The following is a 20,965-nucleotide window of genomic DNA, read 5'->3' as shown; positions in this document are numbered from 1 at the left end:
ACTACCCCTGCGGCTGATTGCTGATCAGCCGCGACATCGTCTCCAGCGAATCCGTTCTTAAGATGTACAGGCGTTTCAGTAAGAACGGATTATCCCCCGGCTTCACCTTTCCTTTCACCGTCGTCACCGCCAGATGGAAACCGGCATCATTCGCCGCCTTTATCGCTTTATTGTCGTAGCCGCCGAAGGGGTAAGAGACATACAGCACGCGCGGGTTAAACTGCGCCAGCGCGCGACGCGAGCGTTCAAAATCAAACAAAATCACGTGATAGCTGCGGCTCAGTAAAATCGGATGCTTATTGGCATCCACGCGGTGCAGGAAGTGGGTATGAGACTGAATATCGAACACATCCTGAATCCCCTTAATCTCCTGCACGCTCATAAACTGCAGGGATTTAGGATCCCACTTCTGCGGATGGCCTTTTATGCGGGAAGAGATAATAAACGCGGTAGCCTTGAAGCCGTACTCTTTCAGCACAGGATAAGCATAGCGGCTGACAGATTTCAGGCCATCGTCAAAGGTTATCACCACCGATTTCGCAGGCAGGTTCATTTTGTTACGCACGTACCCTTCCAGCTGGTACATCGTCAGGGTGGTATAGCCCTGATCGCGAAGCCATGCCATCTGGTTATTAAACGCACGTACGCTGGTCGTTGTGGACGTATGTCGAAAGCGCGTGTTTTCTTCATCACGCAAAATATGATGGTAGGTCAGAACAGGAAGGCCGTTATCTTCCTGCGCATCCAGGCTGCTGATCCACGCCAGACGATTACCGATGCGGATCTGAAACCAGGTCTGGTTTAAACGGTCTTTAAGTTTGTTCAGGATCGGATAGCGCAGATTGGCGCTTAAGGTGCCGAAGGGTGCGCTGCCGTTGTTCGGGGCGTTATAAACGGGCGTGTCTTTCCACGTTATCAGGTTTTGATTGCTCAGCGGTTTGTTCAAATCCCCCAGGCCATCCTCGACGCGCTGTTTGCCCTGAACCGGCTCCAGATGCCCCTTGTCGATAAAGCCCGTGCCAAATCCGAAGCGAAATTCATAGTAGTCCGCCGCCGCAGGCACCACCGCGAGGATCTGCCCTGCCCGCACGTTGCCAACGTTAATGACGCTGTTGCCGATCTGCGCCCAAATCGCCGCATCTTCGGTGGTTTGCATATATTGAGCAGGTAGTCTTTGCTGACTTAATAAACTGGCAGAAACAGTGCCGGACACGAACATCAATAGCAGGAAAACAATACGCGTGAACATGAGGGTCTTATTCGAAGCGGAAATACTTACGCCATTGTAGCAAAAGCGACATCAATACCAATGTTTAATTCTTATACAGGTCATGCAGCAGGACAAAGGGAGGATTTTTTTGCTGTTGATGCCACAAGCTGCTGACGCCCGGGGTACCCAGCGAAACGATAGCGTTACGGAACGCTGCGCTGGTTAAGGTCTCGCGATGGGGATACATCATTTCAAGCAGTGGAAAGCTAATACCGGAGATCACCTCGCAGCAGTCGTGCTTATGGCTCATCAGGGCCGCAGCACGGTACGGCGCCGCGCCGGATTTATCGGTAAGGAAAATCACGCCGTCTCCGGTGTCGGTTTCATGAAGGGCATCGCACATCATCCGGCCAAGCATGTTGGTACTCAAGCCGCGCCAGTAGTTAACCGCGCGACACTGTGGCAGCGGACCAAACCTGGCTTCCAGCTTCAGCAGCATGTCCTGCGCCCGTTCATCGTGGCAGGTGATAACCCATCCCAGCATAACTCTCTCCTTAGCAGGCAAGTAGTTTAGCGGAGTGAAGGTTAGCTTTCGGTGATAACTGTCAAAGAAAGTGCCCGGCAGACAGAATGTCGCCGGGCTGAGGGCTAGCTGCGCAGACCGCGTCCGCGCTGGATCAGATACCAGCACAGCAGGTAGAAGACGATGATGAACACCACCAGCACCGCCACCGTGGTAAACAGCGGCACATCGGTGATGCCGAGGAAGCCAAAGCGGAAACCGCTGATCATGTAGACGATCGGGTTCAGGTGCGACAGCGCTTGCCAGAACGGTGGCAGCAGCGTCAGGGAGTAGAACACCCCGCCGAGATAGGTCAGCGGCGTCAGCACGAAGGTCGGGATCAGGCTGATGTCGTCAAACGTTTTGGCAAACACGGCGTTCAGCAGACCGGCCAGCGAGAAGAGGATCGCCGTCAGCAGCAGGGTCAGGGCCACGAAAAGCCAGGAGTGCACCTGGAACGGCACGAAGAACAGCGAAATGGCCGTCACCAGGATCCCAACACACAGACCGCGCGCCACGCCGCCACCGACGTAACCGGCAATGATCACATGCGTTGGCACCGGTGCCACCAGCAGCTCCTCGATATTGCGCTGGAACTTGGCGCTGAAAAAGGACGACGCCACGTTGGCATAGGCGTTGGTGATCACCGCCATCATGATCAGGCCAGGCACGATAAACTGCATATAGGTAAAGCCGTGCATCTCACCAATCCGGGAACCAATCAGGTTACCGAAGATGATGAAATAGAGCGTCATCGTGATGACTGGCGGCACCAGGGTTTGCACCCAGATGCGCATAAAACGGTTAATCTCTTTCGCCCAGATACTTTTCAGCGCGACCCAGTAAAGATGCGTCATGCCTTGTCTCCTTGTTTATCCTGCACCAGAGAGACAAACAGCTCTTCCAGTCGGTTCGCTTTGTTACGCATACTTAAAACCTGAATACCCTGCGCGCTCAGCTGGGAGAACACGCTGTTAATCCCCTGCTCGCGCAGCACTTCCACTTCCAGCGTCGAGGTATCCACCAGACGATACTGGTACCCTTCAAGCTTCGGTAGCGGGCTCTTTGCCGCCAGATCGAGAATAAAGGTTTCTGATTTCAGCTTGGAGAGCAGGTTCTTCATCGAGGTGTTTTCCACCAGCTCGCCGTGCTGAATGATGCCGATGTTGCGGCACAGCATTTCCGCCTCTTCCAGGTAGTGGGTAGTCAGAATGATGGTGGTGCCTTTGTCATTGAGGTCTTTCAGGAAGCCCCACATGGAGCGGCGCAGCTCAATGTCTACGCCCGCCGTCGGCTCATCGAGGATCAGCAGCTTTGGCTCGTGCATCAGCGCACGGGCAATCATCAGGCGGCGCTTCATCCCGCCGGATAACATCCGGGCGCGTTCGTTACGCTTTTCCCACAGATCGAGCTGCTTGAGGTATTTTTCGCTCCGCTCCAGGGCCTCTTTACGCTCAACGCCGTAATAACCCGCCTGGTTAACGACGATCTGCTGCACCGTCTCAAACGGGTTGAAGTTGAATTCCTGCGGGACCAGACCCAGCTGGCGCTTGGCGTTGACCACATCTTTTTGCAGGTCGTATCCGAACACGCTGACGCGGCCGGAGGTTTTGTTCACCAGCGAGCTAATGATGCCGATGGTAGTCGATTTCCCCGCCCCGTTCGGCCCCAGAAGCGCGTAAAAATCACCGGCCTCTACTTTAAGATCTATTCCGCGCAGCGCCTGAACGCCGCCCGGATAGGTTTTTTTAAGCTGCTCAAGCTCCAGTGCAATTGCCATGAAATTAACTTACCTTCAGTTCTGACACACGTTGTGTGGTTTCATTAAAAGTCGGGTTACCCTATAGTAGCGCAACGCAATTACTCGGTTACAGGTCGCTAACCTCCATGAACAACATAGATACACTCATCAGCAACAATGCACTATGGTCAAAAATGCTGGTGGAGGAAGACCCCGGATTTTTTGGAAAACTCGCGCAGGCGCAAAACCCACGCTTTCTCTGGATTGGATGCTCCGACAGCCGCGTACCGGCGGAGCGCCTGACCGGCCTCGAGCCCGGCGAACTGTTTGTTCACCGCAACGTTGCCAACCTGGTGATTCACACCGATCTCAATTGTCTTTCTGTTGTTCAGTATGCCGTTGACGTTCTGCAAGTCGAGCACATCATCATTTGCGGCCACTACGGCTGCGGCGGCGTGCAGGCGGCGGTTGAAAACACGGAGCTGGGGCTCATTGATAACTGGCTGCTCCACATCCGCGATATCTGGTTCAAACATAGCTCACTGCTGGGCGAAATGCCGCAGGAGCGCCGCATGGATACCCTGTGCGAACTCAACGTGATGGAGCAGGTGTATAACCTGGGCCACTCAACGATCATGCAATCGGCGTGGAAGCGCGGGCAGAAGGTCTCGATCCACGGCTGGGCGTACGGTATTCACGATGGTCTGCTGCGCAACCTGGAAGTGACCGCCACCAACCGCGAAACGCTGGAGCAGCGTTACCGTTCAGGAATTGCCAACCTTCAGCTTAAGCACGTAAACCATAAATAAACAAAGCCGGGTGGCGGCTGCGCCTTACCCGGCCTACATGTGCCCATTCGTAGGCCCGGTAAGCGCAGCGCCACCGGGCAACAAACCGCAATTACTCGTCCAGCAATACCACTTTCCCAACATACGGCAGATGACGATAACGCTGTGCGTAGTCAATGCCGTAACCGACGACGAACTCGTCCGGGATAGAGAAACCAACAAACTCCACCGGCACCTGCACTTCTCGGCGGTCAGGCTTATCCAGCAGGGTGCAAATCGCCAGCGATTTTGGCTCACGCAGGCTCAGGATCTCGCGCACTTTTGACAGCGTGTTGCCGGAGTCGATGATGTCCTCAACGATCAACACATCTTTGCCACGAATATCTTCATCCAGATCTTTCAGGATTTTCACATCACGGGTGGTGGACATGCCGCTGCCGTAGCTGGAGGCGGTCATAAAATCGACCTCATGGGGCACATGCACCTCACGGCACAGGTCTGCCATGAACATGAAAGAGCCGCGCAACAGACCGACCAGCACCATTTCGCTGCCGCTGTCCTTGTAATGTTCGGTGATTTGACGACCCAGTTCGGCGATACGCGCTTTGATCTCGGCTTCCGGGATCATCACTTCAACAGTATGTTTCATATTACTAACCAAATGATTTTAATGAAAATCTCTCAATACGGATGCGTTAATATCCAGCACTGATACGCAAGCCAGCCATTATATCAGCAAATGGATAACCCTGGCGTATGAGTTATAAAAAGCAAATATTGTGATTCCGATCACACTTGTTAATACCTATAATTAGTTGCTAGCAAATTATTAACAAAAACTGACGAGTACACTTTCTATGGCTGAAACAAACTCTAAACAGCCGCGTCTACTGGTGACATTAACAGCGCTATTCGCCGCCTTCTGCGGCCTGTACCTGTTAATCGGTGGCGTCTGGCTGGTCGCGATCGGCGGCTCCTGGTACTACCCGATTGCGGGCCTGGTTATGCTTGGCGTAACCGTCCTGCTCTGGCGTAGAAAACAATCTGCACTGTGGCTGTATGCCGCACTCCTTCTTGCCACCATGATCTGGGGCGTCTGGGAAGTCGGCTTTGACTTCTGGGCGCTGACGCCGCGCAGTGACATCCTGGTCTTCTTCGGCATCTGGCTGATCCTGCCGTTCGTCTGGCGTCGCCTGATCGTGCCGTCCAGCGGTGCGGTCGCGGCGCTGGTGGTAGCGTTGTTAATCAGCGGCGGTATCCTGACCTGGGCTGGCTTCAACGATCCGCAGGAGATCAACGGTACGCTGAACGCAGAATCGACGCCTGCGGCGGCGATCTCTCAGGTTGCTGACGGGGACTGGCCTGCCTATGGCCGCAACCAGGAAGGTCAGCGCTACTCTCCGCTGAAGCAGATCAACGCGGACAACGTTAAAAACCTGAAAGAAGCCTGGGTATTCCGTACCGGCGATCTGAAGATGCCGAACGATCCGGGTGAACTGACCAACGAAGTGACGCCAATTAAAGTCGGCGATATGCTTTATCTGTGTACGGCGCATCAGCGTCTGTTCGCGCTCGACGCGGCCACCGGTAAAGAGAAATGGCACTTCGATCCGCAGCTGAACTCCAACCCGTCCTTCCAGCACGTGACCTGCCGTGGCGTCTCTTATCACGAAGCGCGCCCGGATAATGCGAGCCCGGAAGTCATTGCCGACTGTCCTCGCCGCATCATGCTGCCGGTGAACGATGGTCGTCTGTTCGCCATCAATGCCGAAACGGGCAAGCTGTGCGAAACCTTTGCCAACAAAGGTATCCTGAATCTGCAGACCAATATGCCGGACACCACGCCGGGTCTGTATGAGCCGACCTCCCCGCCCATCATCACCGATAAAACCATCGTGATTGCCGGTTCGGTAACAGATAACTTCTCCACCCGCGAAACCTCCGGCGTTATCCGTGGTTTCGACGTGAACACCGGTAAACTGCTGTGGGCCTTCGACCCGGGCGCGAAAGATCCGAACGCGATCCCGTCGGACGAACACACCTTTACCTTTAACTCGCCAAACTCCTGGGCGCCTGCGGCGTATGACGCGAAGCTGGACCTGGTCTACCTGCCGATGGGCGTTACTACGCCAGATATCTGGGGCGGTAACCGCACGCCGGAGCAGGAACGTTATGCCAGCGCTATCGTGGCATTGAACGCGACCACCGGTAAGCTGGCCTGGAGCTACCAGACCGTTCACCACGATCTGTGGGATATGGATATGCCGTCCCAGCCGACGCTGGCGGACATTACCGTAAACGGTAAAACCGTTCCGGTGATTTACGCCCCGGCGAAAACCGGCAACATCTTCGTTCTGGATCGCAGCAACGGCAAGCTGGTTGTGCCTGCACCGGAAAAACCGGTTCCGCAGGGTGCGGCGAAAGGCGATTACGTCAGCAAAACCCAGCCGTTCTCCGATCTGAGCTTCCGTCCGAAGAAAGACCTCAGCGGGGCAGACATGTGGGGTGCCACGATGTTTGACCAGCTGGTGTGCCGCGTGATGTTCCATCAGCTGCGCTATGAAGGCATCTTCACGCCGCCTTCTGAGCAGGGCACGCTGGTCTTCCCGGGTAACCTGGGGATGTTCGAGTGGGGTGGGATCTCCGTTGACCCTAACCGTCAGGTCGCGATTGCCAACCCAATGGCGCTGCCGTTCGTTTCCCGTCTGATCCCACGCGGTCCGGGCAACCCAATGGAGCAGCCGAAAGACGCGAAAGGCAGCGGTACCGAAGCCGGTATTCAGCCGCAGTATGGCGTACCGTTCGGCGTGACGCTGAACCCGTTCCTGTCGCCGTTCGGTCTGCCGTGTAAACAGCCTGCCTGGGGTTATATCTCCGGTCTGGATCTGAAAACTAACCAGATCGTCTGGAAAAAACGTATTGGTACGCCACAGGACAGCATGCCGTTCCCAATGCCGGTTCCGGTGCCGTTCAATATGGGTATGCCAATGCTGGGTGGCCCAATCTCCACCGCCGGTAACGTGCTGTTCATCGCGGCAACCGCAGATAACTACCTGCGCGCGTACAACATGACCAACGGTGAAAAACTGTGGCAAGGCCGTCTGCCAGCGGGTGGACAAGCTACGCCGATGACCTATGAAGTGAATGGCAAGCAGTACGTTGTCATCTCCGCGGGCGGTCACGGCTCGTTTGGCACGAAGATGGGCGACTATATTGTCGCGTATGCGTTGCCTGACGAAAACAAGTAACTGAAAAGCCCGGTGGCGCTTACGCTTACCGGGCCTATGGATACGCTATGTAGGCCGGGTAAGGCGAAGCCGCCACCCGGCTTTTTTTATACGGTAAAGCCCAGCATCATCCCCGTATCTTCATGCTCCAGCAGATGGCAGTGCGCCATATAGGCAAACTCCTTCGGCGCGTCGTGGTCAAACTTCACCAGCACCTCGCTGACGCCGCCTTCCACCTTCACCGTATCCTTCCAGCCCGCGCGATGCGCGTCCGGGGCTTTGCCGTTCTCAGAGAGAATGCGGAACTGCGTGCCGTGGATATGGAACGGGTGCAGCATCATGTCCCCTTCACCTGAAATCACCCAGCGCTCAAACTGCCCTTTTGTCGCTGCAAACATCGGCGTGTTCATGTCGAACGCTTTACCGTTGATCATATTGGCGTTGTGGAAATCAAAGCCATGGTCGCCGTGATTCATGTTCCCCATGCCGCCCATGTTGCCGTGGTCCATGTTCATGTGCCCCCTCATCTGCCCGTGATGCATCCCCGCCATCGCCTTATCGCCATATTTCGCCATCAGCGCCTGCATGCCCATCATATCGAGCATCGGGTTCATGGAGAGCTGCAGTTTCCGTTGCGTAAGCCCATCCAGCGACGGAAGTGCCGGCAGCGTGGTTAACGTATCAGGGAGCGTGCCGGAAGCGGTCACCCGTAACGGCTGGATACGCAGCACCGGATGCGGCTTGTCAAACGGCGCGACCGCCATCCCCATCTGGCTAACCGGCAGGGTCACAAGATCGAACGGCTTGCCGTCGCTGATATCCACCAGCACCTCAAAGCGCTCCCCCATCAGCATCGGCAGTTCGTTGACCTTCACCGGCTCAGGCAGCAGCCCGCCGTCGCTGGCAACCACGTACAGCGGACGCTTATCGCTGGTGGCGAAGTTGAGGGAACGCGCGTTACAGCCGTTAAGCAGACGCAGGCGCAGCCAGCCTTTCGGCGCGGCGTGCTGAGGATAAATGGCGCCGTTGGTCAGCAGCGTGTCGCCAAACCAGCCGACCGCCGCGCTCATCACATCCAGCTGGTAGTCAATTTGCCCGTCAGCGGTGAATTTCTTGTCCTGCACAATCACCGGCACATCATCGATGCCCCACTGCTTCGGCAGGCGCAGCAGTCGGCTTTCGTCGTCTTCAATCAGCACCAGCCCCGCCAGCCCCATCGCTACCTGATGGCCCGTTTTGCCATGCTGATGCGGATGGAACCAGCAGGTCGCCGCGCGCTGGTTGGGCGTAAAGGTGACGCTGCGCGTGCCGCCCGCTTTGATGATGCCCTGCGGCCCGCCGTCTACCTCGCCCGGCACTTCCAGTCCGTGCCAGTGCACCGTCGTCTCTTCAGCAAGCGTATTGTGGATATCCACCGTCACCGCTTTACCTTTGCGCAGCTGTAGCGCAGGACCGAGAAGATTGCCGTTATAGCCCCAGGTTGTCGCGTTGTGCGCACCGAACAGCGTGTTACCGGACTGAACGACAAGCTGGATACGGCTGCGGGCGTCAGCGGTCAGCAAATCAGGGATGGGTAAGGCAGGCCTGTCAGCCGCGAAAACCGCACGGCTCCAGAGGGGTAAGGCGCTGGCAGCCCCCAGCGCCACGGAATATTTTAAAAAATCACGACGTTGCATGTTCATTTCCTTATTTCCAGCAGGCGATCTTTTGAGCATAAACCCTCCCCTTACCGGAAGGTCAAGTAAAGCGGCAATAATAAAGATCGTCGCACTGGCATCAAGTATGCTAACGTTAATTTTCCGTGAAGAAGTGGTAGAAGCAATGAAGACGTTTTTCAGGACAATTTTGTTCGGTAGCCTGATGGCAATGTGTGCGAACAGCTATGCGCTAAGTGAAAATGAAGCGGAAGATATGGCCGATTTAACGGCGGTTTTTGTATTCCTGAAAAATGATTGTGGCTACCAGAATTTACCCAACGGGCAAATTCGCCGCGCGCTGGTCTTTTTTGCCCAGCAGAACCAGTGGGATCTCAGCAACTACGACAGCTTTGACATGAAGGCGCTCGGCGAAGACAGCTACCGTGACCTAAGCGGTATTGGCATTCCCACGGCTAAAAAATGCAAAGCGCTGGCTCGCGATTCGCTCAGCCTGCTCGCCTACGTCAAATAACCTTCCCGACGCCTCCTGTTAAACCTATAGCCGTGCAACCACGGTTAGAGTTAGCTATCATGTTTCGCTCATTTTTTGTGAGCGTAACGGATGTTAACAAAGGAGGAGTCCGCGTATGGCCGACCACACGTTGTGGCATGAAACACTGCATGACCAGTTTGGTCAGTACTTTGCCGTTGATAACGTGCTCTATCATGAAAAAACCGATCACCAGGATCTCATCATCTTCGAGAATGCTGCCTTTGGCCGCGTAATGGCGCTGGACGGCGTCGTGCAAACGACCGAGCGAGATGAGTTTATCTATCATGAGATGATGACCCACGTCCCGCTGCTGGCGCACGGCCATGCAAAGCATGTCCTGATTATCGGCGGTGGCGACGGTGCAATGCTGCGTGAAGTTTCCCGCCATCGCTCGATTGAAACCATCACCATGGTGGAAATCGATGCGGGCGTCGTCTCGTTCTGCCGCCAGTACCTGCCCAACCACAATGCCGGTAGCTATGACGATCCGCGTTTTAATCTGGTGATTGATGACGGGGTTAACTTTGTTAACCAGACAACCCAGACCTTTGACGTCATTATCTCCGACTGCACCGATCCTATCGGCCCTGGCGCGTCGCTGTTTACCTCCTCGTTCTACGAAGGCTGCAAGCGTTGCCTGAACCCGGGCGGGATCTTCGTCGCCCAAAACGGCGTCTGCTTCCTGCAACAGGATGAAGCGCTGGATAGCCATCGCAAGCTCAGCACCTATTTCGAGGATGTCAGCTTCTATCAGGCGGCCATTCCGACGTACTACGGTGGGATCATGACCTTTGCCTGGGCGACGGATAACGACGTATTACGTCATCTTTCCACCGAAATTATTCAGGCCCGCTTCCATCAGGCAGGTCTACAGTGCCGATACTACAATCCGGCTATTCATACCGCAGCGTTTGCTCTGCCGCAGTACCTGCAAGACGCATTATCCACTAAGGGGGTGAGCTAATTGAAAAAGCTTAAACTGCATGGCTTTAACAACCTGACCAAAAGCCTGAGTTTTTGTATTTACGATATCTGCTATGCCAAAACAGCGGAAGAACGCGATGGTTACATCGCCTATATCGACGAACTCTACAACGCCAACCGTCTGACCGAGATCCTGACAGAGACCTGCTCGATTATCGGCGCGAACATCCTCAATATCGCGCGCCAGGATTATGAGCCTCAGGGTGCGAGCGTCACCATTCTGGTGAGTGAAGAGCCGGTTGACCCACAGCTTATCGACAAAACGGAACATCCGGGCCCGCTGCCGGAAGTGGTGGTTGCTCACCTGGATAAAAGCCATATCTGCGTCCATACCTACCCGGAGAGTCACCCGGAAGGCGGGCTGTGTACGTTCCGCGCCGATATTGAAGTGTCGACCTGCGGCGTGATTTCCCCACTGAACGCACTGAACTATCTCATCCACCAGCTGGAATCGGATATCGTCACGATTGATTACCGCGTGCGCGGTTTTACCCGTGACGTCAACGGCATGAAGCACTTCATCGACCACGAGATCAACTCTATTCAGAACTTTATGTCCGAGGACATGAAGTCGCTGTACGACATGATGGACGTGAACGTGTATCAGGAAAACATCTTCCATACCAAGATGTTACTTAAGGAGTTCGACCTTAAGCACTATATGTTCCACACGAAGCCGGAAGATTTAAGCGAAGAAGAGCGCAAGGTCATCACCGACCTGCTCTGGAAAGAGATGCGCGAAATCTACTACGGCCGCAATATTCCGGCCGTGTAAGTGTTGCCCGGAGCAGGGACGCTTCGGGGAGTTACTTCTGTTTCATAAACTCACGGTAGGCATTCACTACCTGCAGGAAGTCTTCCACGCCGCACAGCGACAGGCTCTCTTCGTCGTAGTAGCTCATCCCCTCTTCCATCTCGTCGCCTGAAAACTCGAGCTGGTTGGCACGCACCATGACCTCTTCACCGTCCATCCACAGCGTGTATTCGTGCCCGGCGCGTTGCCAGGAGCGCTCACTGCCTTTCACCGTCTTTGCCGCCTGTTCAACCTCATCAAGAAGGGAGAGATTTTCTTTCACCTCTTCGTTAAACCAGTGTCCAACGGCTTCGTGGCCCATCGACATACGCACTTTCACCACTCCGGTGATGTCGCGCAGAAATTCGTAATCCATAGTGTTTTCCTCTGCAAAGCCATTAAGGTAATTATCGCAGCAGCGAGGAAGAAAAAAAGCGTGGGAGGTGGGAGGAATGAAAATAAAAAGGTGAGAGCAAGACCCTGCGGCCTGATGCCCTCACCTCGTCCCTCTCCCACGGGAGAGGGTGCAAACACTAAAAACCGTCTCGTAGAGACGGTTTTGCTGTTTATACTGCCGTCTGGAAGATCACCCCGTCAGCCTTCTCGGTGTACTGAGAGAGCTGGTCGAAGTTCAGGTAGCGATAGGTATCCACCGCGGTCTTATCCACCTGCGCCACGAAGGTCTGGTACTCTTCCGGCGTTGGCAATTTGCCAATCAGCGCCGCAACCGCCGCCAGCTCCGCAGAGGCCAGGAAGACGTTCGCACCGGTACCTAAACGGTTCGGGAAGTTACGGGTCGAGGTGGAGACCACGGTCGCGCCGTCGGCTACGCGCGCCTGGTTACCCATACACAGGGAACAGCCAGGAATTTCGATACGCGCACCGCTCTTACCAAACACGCTGTAGTAGCCCTCTTCGGTCAGCTGAGCCGCGTCCATACGGGTTGGCGGCGCCACCCACAGACGGGTTGGCAGCTGGCCTTTGTGGGTATCCAGCAGCTTACCGGCCGCGCGGAAGTGACCGATGTTGGTCATGCACGAACCAATGAACACTTCGTCGATCTTCTCGCCCTGGACCTCAGACAGCGGACGCGCGTCGTCCGGATCGTTCGGTGCACACAGGATTGGCTCTTTGATATCCGCCAGATCGATGTCGATCACCGCCGCGTACTCTGCGTCAGCATCGGCTTCCAGCAGCTGCGGATCGGCCAGCCATTTTTCCATGCCCTGGATACGACGTTCCAGCGTACGACGGTCGCCGTAGCCTTCTGCAATCATCCACTTCAGCAGCACGATGTTAGAGTTCAGGTACTCAATGATCGGCTCTTTGTTCAGCTTGATGGTACAGCCCGCAGCCGAACGCTCAGCGGAGGCATCGGTCAGCTCGAACGCCTGCTCTACTTTCAGATCCGGCAGACCTTCGATTTCCAGGATACGGCCAGAGAAGATGTTTTTCTTCCCTTTCTTCTCAACGGTCAGCAGACCTTGTTTAATCGCATACAGCGGGATCGCGTGAACCAGGTCGCGCAGGGTAATACCCGGCTGCATTTTACCTTTGAAGCGCACCAGCACCGATTCCGGCATATCCAGCGGCATCACGCCGGTCGCGGCAGCAAACGCCACCAGACCGGAGCCCGCCGGGAAGGAGATACCGATTGGGAAACGGGTATGGGAGTCACCGCCGGTACCCACGGTATCCGGCAGCAGCATGCGGTTCAGCCAGGAGTGGATAACGCCGTCGCCCGGACGCAGGGAGACACCGCCACGGTTCATAATGAAGTCAGGCAGCGTGTGGTGCGTGGTCACGTCAACCGGCTTCGGATACGCCGCGGTGTGGCAGAAGGACTGCATCACCAGATCGGAAGAGAAGCCCAGGCAAGCCAGGTCTTTCAGTTCATCACGGGTCATTGGGCCAGTGGTGTCCTGAGAACCGACGGAGGTCATCTTCGGCTCGCAGTAGGCGCCAGGACGAACACCGGCGACGCCGCAGGCGCGACCGACCATTTTCTGTGCCAGCGAGAAGCCGCGGTTGCTTTCCGCTACGTCTTTCGCATGACGGAACACGTCTGAGTGCGGCAGGCCCAGTGCTTCACGCGCTTTGGTGGTCAGGCCGCGGCCGATGATCAGCGGAATACGGCCACCGGCGCGCACTTCGTCAATCAGCACGTCGGTTTTCAGCTCGAAGCTTGCCAGCAGTTCGTTGGTGTCGTGGTTACGGACTTCACCTTTGTACGGGTAGACGTCAATCACGTCGCCCATGTTCAGGTTAGAAACATCCACTTCAATTGGCAGTGCGCCCGCATCTTCCATGGTATTGAAGAAGATTGGGGCAATCTTACCGCCCAGGCACAGGCCGCCGCCGCGCTTGTTCGGCACGTGCGGAATGTCGTCGCCCATGAACCACAGCACGGAGTTGGTGGCAGACTTACGGGAAGAACCGGTACCCACAACGTCACCCACGTAAGCCAGCGGGAAGCCTTTTTTCTGCAACGCTTCGATCTGTTTGATCGGGCCGACAACGCCTGGCTGATCCGGCTCAATGCCTTCACGGGCGTTTTTCAGCATCGCCAGGGCGTGCAGCGGGATATCCGGGCGAGACCACGCGTCCGGTGCCGGAGAGAGGTCATCGGTGTTGGTTTCACCGGTCACTTTGAAAACAGTAACGGTAATTTTTTCAGCCAGCGCTGGACGATTCAGGAACCATTCGGCATCGGCCCAGGACTGCATCACCTGCTTCGCATAGACGTTGCCTGCTTTGGCTTTTTCTTCCACATCGTAGAAGTTATCGAACATCAGCAGCGTAGACGAGAGCGCTTTAGCGGCAATCGGTGCCAGCTTGTCATTATCCAGCGCGTCAATCAGCGGATGAATGTTGTAACCACCCTGCATGGTGCCGAGCAGTTCGATGGCTTTTTCAGGAGTAACCAGTGGGGAGGTGGCTTCGCCTTTGGCGATAGCAGCAAGGAATCCGGCTTTTACGTAGGCAGCTTCATCTACGCCAGGCGGTACGCGGTTGATCAGCAGATCTAACAGGAATTCTTCTTCGCCCTTAGGCGGGTTCTTCAGCAGCTCGACGAGCGCGGCCATTTGGGTTGCATCTAAAGGTTTGGGTACAATTCCCTCGGCGGCACGTTCTGCTACGTGCTTACGGTATTCTTCTAGCACGACGGTTCTCCTCGCTCTCATTGTCATATGCGGCGGGCGTTCTCTTCACGCTCCTGTGAGACAGCAGTTTGTAGGGTAAATGCCCGATACCGCGTCGGGCAGCATAGCAGGATTTCTGCACAGTGTTAATCCGTTTACAAAAAAGCAACATTAAAAAGTTTGCTGAATCGTTAAGCATGGTGTAGCGGGGATTTAGGGCATCATTTTGCAGTTCTTCTGCACCGTGACGCTTCAGTTTTTTCTTCATCAGATATAATTGTGTAATAAATACTCACACTCTTTATCCGGACGTACCGGACGCTTCCCAATAAAAGTCAAAACAGTAAAAGACGGGTGAATAATACTCACGCCAACCGTAACGCCTCACGGCACAGCGCTGGTCTCGTTGGAGTCATTTTATGAAGTTGCCCTTTAAGCCACATCTGCTCATCCTTCTGTGCAGTGCCGGGCTGCTTGCCGCCTCAGGCGTCTTGTTTGTCAAAAGTCGTGCAACGGAACCCGTTGCGCCAGCCCCCGTCGCTCAACAACCGGCGGCACCTGCCGTAGCCCAGCCCGCCCCTGTGGTCGCGCCGACCTACACTGCCGCGCAAATCGATCAGTGGGTTGCCCCCATTGCGCTCTACCCTGACGCCCTGCTTTCACAAATTCTGATGGCCTCGACTTACCCGGCCAACGTGATTCAGGCGGCTCAGTGGTCAAAAGACAACCCTAAAATGGAAGGGGACGCCGCCATTCAGGCCGTTGCCAGCCAGCCCTGGGATCCGAGCGTAAAATCGCTGGTCGCGTTTCCTCAGCTTATGTCGCTGATGGGTGAAAACCCCCCATGGGTACAAAATCTGGGCGATGCGTTTCTCGCGCAGCCGAAAGACGTGATGGATTCCGTTCAACGCCTGCGCGCGCTGGCACAGAAGACCGGTGCTTTACAATCTACGCCTCAGCAGACGGTCACCACCGTGACAAAGCCAGCACCAGCGAAAACCCGCGCCACCGAGGCAACGACAACAACCGCGTCTGCGCCCGCCCCAACGGTGATCAAAATTGAATCAGCCGATCCGCAGGTTGTTTATGTTCCCACCTATAACCCCAATACGGTTTACGGGACCTGGCCCAACACGGCCTATCCTCCCACCTATCTCCCGCCCACGCCCGGAGAGCAGTTTGGCAACAGCTTCGTCAACGGCTTAGGCTTCAGCCTGGGCGTTGCCACAACCTATGCCATTTTCAGCAATATCGACTGGGATGACGACGATGACTGGGACCACCACCATGACGGTGACTGGGATAATCACGGCGGCTATAACCGCAACGGTGATAACAACATCAATATCAACGTTGAGAACTTCAATAAAATCAGCGGACAGCGTCTGACGGACGCCAACCGTACCTGGCAGCATAACCCGGCCTATCGGGAAGGCGTGCCCTATCCGACTAACCAGCTCAACAGTCGCTTCCACTCAACCAGCACGGCGACCGGGCTAAGCGCAACGCAGCAAAAGCCGGTTAATCGCGACAGCCAGCGCCAGGCGGCCCTGAGCCAGATGGAGAAATCCACGGGGAAAACCTTCCCGCAAACGGCACGTCCCGGCACGAAAGATGTGCAGCGTCAGGCCTCGAGTGAACAGCTGAAGCAAATTTCGCAGCGCAACAACTACCGTGGCTACGACACCAAACCGCAGACGGCGAAGCGGACCACCACGCAGCAGCGAGAAAATCGTCAAGCTGTAACCCAAAGACAGGAGAAACGCGCTTCACAGCCCGCGCAGCAACGCGCTCTGCAGCAGCGAAACGGTCAGTCCCGGGCCAATGCGCTGAGCGGCAACGACAGCCGTTCCGCGAACTGGCAGGCGCAGCAGCAGCGCGGTGCGCAAAGCAGGCAGCTTGCGGCTCGCCAGCAGCAGCCCCGTCAGGTATCTGGTGGACGCGCTGAACGCCGTGAATTTAGACATCGCTAAGGGAACCGACATGAAAAGTAAACTACTCAGTGGAATGGTGTTGTTCATGCTTTCGGCCTCGGCGATAGCGCAGCAGTCCTTTAGCACGCCCGACCAGGCGACCGATGCGCTGGCCAGCGCCATTAGTGAGCATAATGAGCGCGCGATGAGCAATCTGCTTGGAGAAAACTGGCGCGATTTTCTCCCCCCCGAAGGCGTTGATCCGGATGCCGTCGATCGTTTCCTGCGCGACTGGAAAGTTCGTCATAACACCGTTGTCGAAGGAGATACGGCGCATCTTGTTGTTGGAGACAACGACTGGCAGCTTCCCATCCCGGTGATCAAAACCGCCGCCGGCTGGCAATTCGATATCAAAGAAGGGGCTGAAGAGATCCTGACCCGTGAAATCGGGCGTAACGAACTTGCCGCCATTGAAGCCCTGCATGCCTATGTTGATGCGCAGCAAAGCTACTTTGCGATGAACCTGACATACGCGCAGAAGATTGTCAGCTCGGAAGGGAAGAAAGACGGTTTGTACTGGCCCGTCTCACCCGGCGAAACGCCCAGTCCGCTCGGACCGGCATTTAGCCCGAAAGAGCCGGGTACCGGCTATCACGGCTATCGCTTCCGGATCCTGCCGGATAATAACGGTTTTGCGATGGTGGCGTGGCCGGTCAGCTACGGTCAAACGGGCGTGATGAGCTTTGTGATAAATCAGGACGACAAGGTGTATCAGTCCGATCTCGGCAAGGATTCTGAGCAGAAAGCCCGGGCGTTAACCGCCTATAACCCGGATAAAACCTGGCAACCCGTGGCTCCCTGAACGCAGCGCATAAAAAAAGCGGCCTCAGGCCGCTTTTTTTCATCTGAAGAAACTTATTTCTTCTTCGCTTTCGCGTTTGGCAGGTCGGTGATGCTGCCTTCAAACACTTCTGCCGCCAGGCCCACGGACTCGTGCAGAGTTGGGTGAGCGTGGATGGTCAGCGCGATGTCTTCCGCGTCGCAGCCCATTTCGATAGCCAGACCGATTTCACCCAGCAGCTCGCCGCCGTTGGTACCGACAATCGCACCACCGATTACGCGGTGAGTCTCTTTGTCGAAGATCAGTTTGGTCATACCGTCTGCGCAGTCGGACGCGATAGCACGGCCAGAAGCAGCCCACGGGAAGGTGGCGGTTTCGTAGCTGATGCCTTTCTCTTTCGCTTCTTTCTCAGTCAGACCCACCCATGCCACTTCTGGCTCGGTATACGCGATAGATGGGATCACTTTCGGATCGAAGTAGTGCTTCATGCCGGCGATAACTTCAGCGGCAACGTGACCTTCGTGAACACCTTTGTGCGCCAGCATTGGCTGACCGACGATATCGCCGATAGCAAAGATGTGCGGCACGTTGGTGCGCAGCTGTTTGTCAACGCGGATGAAGCCACGGTCGTCCACTTCCACGCCAGCTTTGCCCGCGTCGAGGTTCTTACCGTTCGGCACACGGCCGATCGCCACCAGCACGGCGTCGTAACGCTGTGGTTCGGATGGGGCTTTTTTGCCTTCCATGGAAACGTAAATACCGTCTTCTTTCGCTTCAACGGCAGTCACTTTGGTTTCCAGCATCAGGTTGAATTTCTTGCTGATGCGCTTGGTGAAGACTTTAACGATGTCTTTGTCAGCAGCCGGGATAACCTGGTCGAACATTTCAACCACGTCGATCTCTGAACCCAGCGCGTGGTACACGGTACCCATTTCCAGACCGATGATACCGCCGCCCATCACCAGCAGACGCTTAGGAACGGTTTTCAGCTCCAGCGCATCGGTGGAATCCCACACGCGTGGATCTTCATGTGGAATGAATGGCAGTTCGATTGGTCGAGAGCCTGCCGCGATGATCGCGTTGTCGAAGTTGATCACGGTTTTGCCGTTTTCGCCTTCCACTTCCAGGGTGTTCGCACCGGTGAATTTACCCAGACCGTTTACCACTTTCACTTTACGGCCTTTGGCCATACCCGCCAGACCGCCGGTCAGCTGAGTGATAACTTTCTCTTTCCAGGTACGAATTTTGTCGATATCAGTTTTTGGCTCGCCGAAGACGATACCGTGTTCAGCCAGCGCTTTGGCTTCTTCGATAACTTTCGCTACGTGCAGCAGCGCTTTAGAAGGGATACAGCCGACGTTCAGACAAACACCGCCGAGGGTGCTGTAACGTTCTACGATGACGGTTTCCAGACCTAAATCCGCTGCGCGAAATGCTGCGGAGTAACCTGCCGGGCCTGCCCCAAGTACTACGACCTGAGTTTTGATTTCTGTGCTCATCATGACCTCTTAGTTTATACCCGTCGTCCACCGGGTCGTTCTATCCGCCCGCAGTTTACAAAATTGTTAACAATTTTGAAACAACAAACGGCTCACGAATTGTCGCTTTCGCCAATAACCTCACAAACGCCATGAGATTATCAGAAAAAAGCCGGCCGACTGGCCGGCTTTTCGATTACATCACCAGGCGGCGAATGTCGCTCAGCATGTTGTTGATGATGGTGATGAAACGCGCACCATCAGCACCGTCGATCACGCGGTGGTCGAAGGACAGAGAGATTGGCATCATCAGACGCGGCACGAACTCTTTGCCATTCCACACCGGCTCCATCGCGGACTTGGACACACCGAGGATAGCCACTTCCGGCGCGTTAACAATCGGCGCGAAGTGGGTGGTACCCAGGCCGCCGATGCTGGAGATGGTGAAGCAGCCGCCCTGCATTTCGCCGGCAGTCAGCTTACCATCACGCGCTTTCTTGGAGATGGTGGTCAGTTCACGGGACAGCTCAGTAATGCTCTTCTTGTTCACGTCTTTGAAGACCGGAACAACCAGACCATTTGGCGTATCAACCGCAACACCGATGTTGATGTATTTCTTCAGCGTCAGCTTCTGGCCGTCTTCGGACAGGGAGCTGTTGAAGCGTGGCATCTGTTCCAGAGCCGCAGCAACCGCCTTCATGATGAAGACCACTGGGGTGAATTTCACGTCCAGTTTACGCTTCTCAGCTTCGGCGTTCTGCTGTTTACGGAACGCTTCCAGATCGGTGATATCGGTCTTATCGAAGTGCGTAACGTGCGGGATCATCACCCAGTTACGGCTCAGGTTCGCACCAGAGATTTTCTGGATACGGCCCAGCTCCACTTCTTCGATTTCGCCGAACTTGCTGAAGTCCACTTTCGGCCATGGCAGCATGCCCGGGATACCGCCACCAGCGGCTGCAGCTGGAGCAGCTTCGGCGCGTTTCACGGCGTCTTTCACGTAGGTCTGAACGTCTTCGCGCAGGATACGACCCTTACGGCCGGTCCCTTTCACTTTCGCCAGGTTCACACCGAATTCGCGCGCCAGGCGACGAATCAGCGGCGTCGCGTGGACGTAAGCGTCGTTTTCAGCGAACTCTGATTTTTCTGCTTTTGCAGCAGGGGCAGCGGCTGGTTTAGCAGCCTGAGCCGGTGCAGCAGCCGGTGCTGGAGCAGCCGCGGCAGCCGGAGCTGCGGCAGGCGCAGCGCCTTCCACTTCGAAGACCATGATCAGAGAGCCGGTAGACACTTTGTCGCCGGTGCTGATTTTGATCTCTTTAACGGTACCCGCGAACGGCGCAGGGACTTCCATAGAAGCCTTGTCGCCTTCAACGGTGATCAGTGACTGTTCAGCGGCAACTTTGTCGCCCACTTTTACCATCACTTCGGTGACTTCAACTTCGTCACCGCCGATGTCCGGTACGTTAACGTCTTTCGCGCCGCCAGCAGCGGCTGGTGCAGCGGCCGGAGCCGGAGCAGCGGCCTGTGCAGGCGCGGCAGCAGGTGCAGCACCTGCCACTTCGAAGATCATGATCAGAGAGCCGGTAGACACTTTGTCGCCGGTGTTAATCTTGATCTCTTTAACGGTACCTGCGAACGGCGCTGGCACTTCCATAGAGGCTTTGTCGCCTTCTACGGTGATCAGTGACTGCTCGGCCGCAACGGTATCGCCCACTTTCACCAGGATCTCAGTGACTTCAACTTCGTCACCGCCGATGTCAGGCACGTTCACTTCTTTCGCGCTCGCAGCAGCGGCTGGAGCAGCGGCGGCCGGAGCGGCTTTCTTCTCTTCCTGCGCAGGTGCAGCAGCTGCTGCACCGTCGGCGGAATCGAAAATCATGATCAGTTTGCCAGTCTCGGTTTTATCGCCAACAGAGACTTTGATCTCTTTAACGATGCCAGCCTGAGGAGACGGGACTTCCATAGAGGCTTTGTCGCCTTCTACGGTGATCAGCGACTGTTCAGCTTCAACTTTGTCGCCTACTTTGACCAGGATCTCGGTGATTTCAACTTCATCAGCCCCGATGTCCGGTACATTGATTTCGATAGCCATTAT

Annotated in this window: 18 protein-coding genes; 7 read left to right on the top strand and 11 right to left on the bottom strand. The window is 55.7% G+C overall.

Features of this window, described 5'->3' with window-relative positions; translation table 11 throughout:
* Position 1: 1 nt before the first annotated feature.
* The 4 genes from ACHH0Z_RS11675 to ACHH0Z_RS11660 form a co-directional block, all read right to left on the bottom strand.
* Positions 2–1,249, bottom strand: coding sequence for a polysaccharide deacetylase family protein (locus tag ACHH0Z_RS11675; protein ID WP_008501943.1), 1,248 nt, complete (start codon positions 1,247–1,249; stop codon positions 2–4).
* 64 nt (positions 1,250–1,313) lie between these two features.
* Positions 1,314–1,754, bottom strand: a complete 441-nt coding sequence (locus tag ACHH0Z_RS11670) for a PTS sugar transporter subunit IIA (RefSeq protein ID WP_008501944.1) — start codon at positions 1,752–1,754, stop codon at positions 1,314–1,316.
* Positions 1,755–1,858: 104 nt separating this feature from the next.
* Positions 1,859–2,629 carry an ABC transporter permease gene (locus ACHH0Z_RS11665; protein ID WP_008501945.1) on the bottom strand — a complete coding sequence of 257 codons (771 nt, stop codon included), beginning with the start codon at positions 2,627–2,629 and terminating at the stop codon, positions 1,859–1,861.
* Positions 2,626–3,552, bottom strand: coding sequence for an ABC transporter ATP-binding protein (locus tag ACHH0Z_RS11660; RefSeq protein WP_008501946.1), 927 nt, complete (start codon positions 3,550–3,552; stop codon positions 2,626–2,628). The genes ACHH0Z_RS11665 and ACHH0Z_RS11660 overlap by 4 nt, the downstream gene beginning before the upstream one ends.
* 107 nt (positions 3,553–3,659) lie before the next feature.
* On the opposite strand from ACHH0Z_RS11660, the gene can reads away from it, so the two are divergent.
* Entirely contained in the window at positions 3,660–4,322 is a 663-nt protein-coding gene (gene can, locus ACHH0Z_RS11655; RefSeq protein ID WP_008501947.1) for a carbonate dehydratase, read from the top strand.
* Between the two features lie 91 nt (positions 4,323–4,413).
* On the opposite strand, the gene hpt is transcribed toward can, so the two are convergent.
* Entirely contained in the window at positions 4,414–4,950 is a 537-nt protein-coding gene (gene hpt / locus ACHH0Z_RS11650; RefSeq protein ID WP_008501948.1) for a hypoxanthine phosphoribosyltransferase, read from the bottom strand.
* A 208-nt stretch (positions 4,951–5,158) separates the two neighbouring features.
* On the opposite strand from hpt, the gene ACHH0Z_RS11645 reads away from it, so the two are divergent.
* Positions 5,159–7,549, top strand: coding sequence for a glucose/quinate/shikimate family membrane-bound PQQ-dependent dehydrogenase (locus ACHH0Z_RS11645; protein WP_023293268.1), 2,391 nt, complete (start codon positions 5,159–5,161; stop codon positions 7,547–7,549).
* Positions 7,550–7,635: 86 nt separating this feature from the next.
* On the opposite strand, the gene cueO is transcribed toward ACHH0Z_RS11645, so the two are convergent.
* Positions 7,636–9,204 carry a multicopper oxidase CueO gene (cueO, locus tag ACHH0Z_RS11640; protein WP_045406447.1) on the bottom strand — a complete coding sequence of 523 codons (1,569 nt, stop codon included), beginning with the start codon at positions 9,202–9,204 and terminating at the stop codon, positions 7,636–7,638.
* Positions 9,205–9,349: 145 nt separating this feature from the next.
* Here cueO and ACHH0Z_RS11635 point away from each other — a divergent pair, with 145 nt between their 5' ends.
* The 3 genes from ACHH0Z_RS11635 to speD all read left to right on the top strand — a co-directional run bounded on the left by ACHH0Z_RS11635 (position 9,350) and on the right by speD (position 11,477).
* Positions 9,350–9,697, top strand: a complete 348-nt coding sequence (locus tag ACHH0Z_RS11635) for a YacC family pilotin-like protein (RefSeq protein WP_014882582.1) — start codon at positions 9,350–9,352, stop codon at positions 9,695–9,697.
* A 115-nt stretch (positions 9,698–9,812) separates the two neighbouring features.
* Positions 9,813–10,682 carry a polyamine aminopropyltransferase gene (gene speE, locus ACHH0Z_RS11630; protein WP_008501952.1) on the top strand — a complete coding sequence of 290 codons (870 nt, stop codon included), beginning with the start codon at positions 9,813–9,815 and terminating at the stop codon, positions 10,680–10,682.
* Positions 10,683–11,477, top strand: a complete 795-nt coding sequence (gene speD, locus ACHH0Z_RS11625) for an adenosylmethionine decarboxylase (protein ID WP_045406444.1) — start codon at positions 10,683–10,685, stop codon at positions 11,475–11,477.
* 31 nt (positions 11,478–11,508) lie between these two features.
* Here the strand turns inward: speD and yacL are convergent, their stop codons facing one another.
* The 3 genes from yacL to ACHH0Z_RS11610 form a co-directional block, all read right to left on the bottom strand.
* Entirely contained in the window at positions 11,509–11,871 is a 363-nt protein-coding gene (yacL, locus tag ACHH0Z_RS11620; RefSeq protein ID WP_045353239.1) for a protein YacL, read from the bottom strand.
* Positions 11,872–12,061: 190 nt separating this feature from the next.
* Positions 12,062–14,659 carry a bifunctional aconitate hydratase 2/2-methylisocitrate dehydratase gene (gene acnB / locus ACHH0Z_RS11615; RefSeq protein WP_023326709.1) on the bottom strand — a complete coding sequence of 866 codons (2,598 nt, stop codon included), beginning with the start codon at positions 14,657–14,659 and terminating at the stop codon, positions 12,062–12,064.
* Positions 14,640–14,906 (bottom strand): hypothetical protein, encoded by a 267-nt coding sequence (locus ACHH0Z_RS11610; protein ID WP_127913788.1) that lies wholly within the window; start codon positions 14,904–14,906, stop codon positions 14,640–14,642. Before ACHH0Z_RS11610 ends, acnB begins: the two co-directional genes overlap by 20 nt.
* 151 nt (positions 14,907–15,057) lie before the next feature.
* Here ACHH0Z_RS11610 and ACHH0Z_RS11605 point away from each other — a divergent pair, with 151 nt between their 5' ends.
* Positions 15,058–16,611: a DUF3300 domain-containing protein gene (locus ACHH0Z_RS11605; RefSeq protein ID WP_047722381.1), complete on the top strand. Its 1,554-nt coding sequence runs from the start codon at positions 15,058–15,060 to the stop codon at positions 16,609–16,611.
* A gap of 10 nt (positions 16,612–16,621) precedes the next feature.
* Positions 16,622–17,413: a DUF2950 domain-containing protein gene (locus ACHH0Z_RS11600; RefSeq protein WP_045406439.1), complete on the top strand. Its 792-nt coding sequence runs from the start codon at positions 16,622–16,624 to the stop codon at positions 17,411–17,413.
* Positions 17,414–17,466: 53 nt separating this feature from the next.
* On the opposite strand, the gene lpdA is transcribed toward ACHH0Z_RS11600, so the two are convergent.
* A complete protein-coding gene (lpdA, locus tag ACHH0Z_RS11595; RefSeq protein WP_003856313.1) occupies positions 17,467–18,891 on the bottom strand; it encodes a dihydrolipoyl dehydrogenase in 1,425 nt (474 codons plus the stop codon).
* A gap of 175 nt (positions 18,892–19,066) precedes the next feature.
* Positions 19,067–20,962, bottom strand: a complete 1,896-nt coding sequence (gene aceF / locus ACHH0Z_RS11590) for a pyruvate dehydrogenase complex dihydrolipoyllysine-residue acetyltransferase (protein WP_023326706.1) — start codon at positions 20,960–20,962, stop codon at positions 19,067–19,069.
* Positions 20,963–20,965 lie beyond the last annotated feature (3 nt).

It is taken from the genome of Enterobacter cloacae complex sp. 2024EL-00227 (genome assembly GCF_043945315.1).
Lineage (GTDB): Bacteria > Pseudomonadota > Gammaproteobacteria > Enterobacterales > Enterobacteriaceae > Enterobacter > Enterobacter roggenkampii.
Note: the sequence above shows the minus strand (reverse complement) of the source record. Positions and strands in the feature narration are given on the sequence as shown.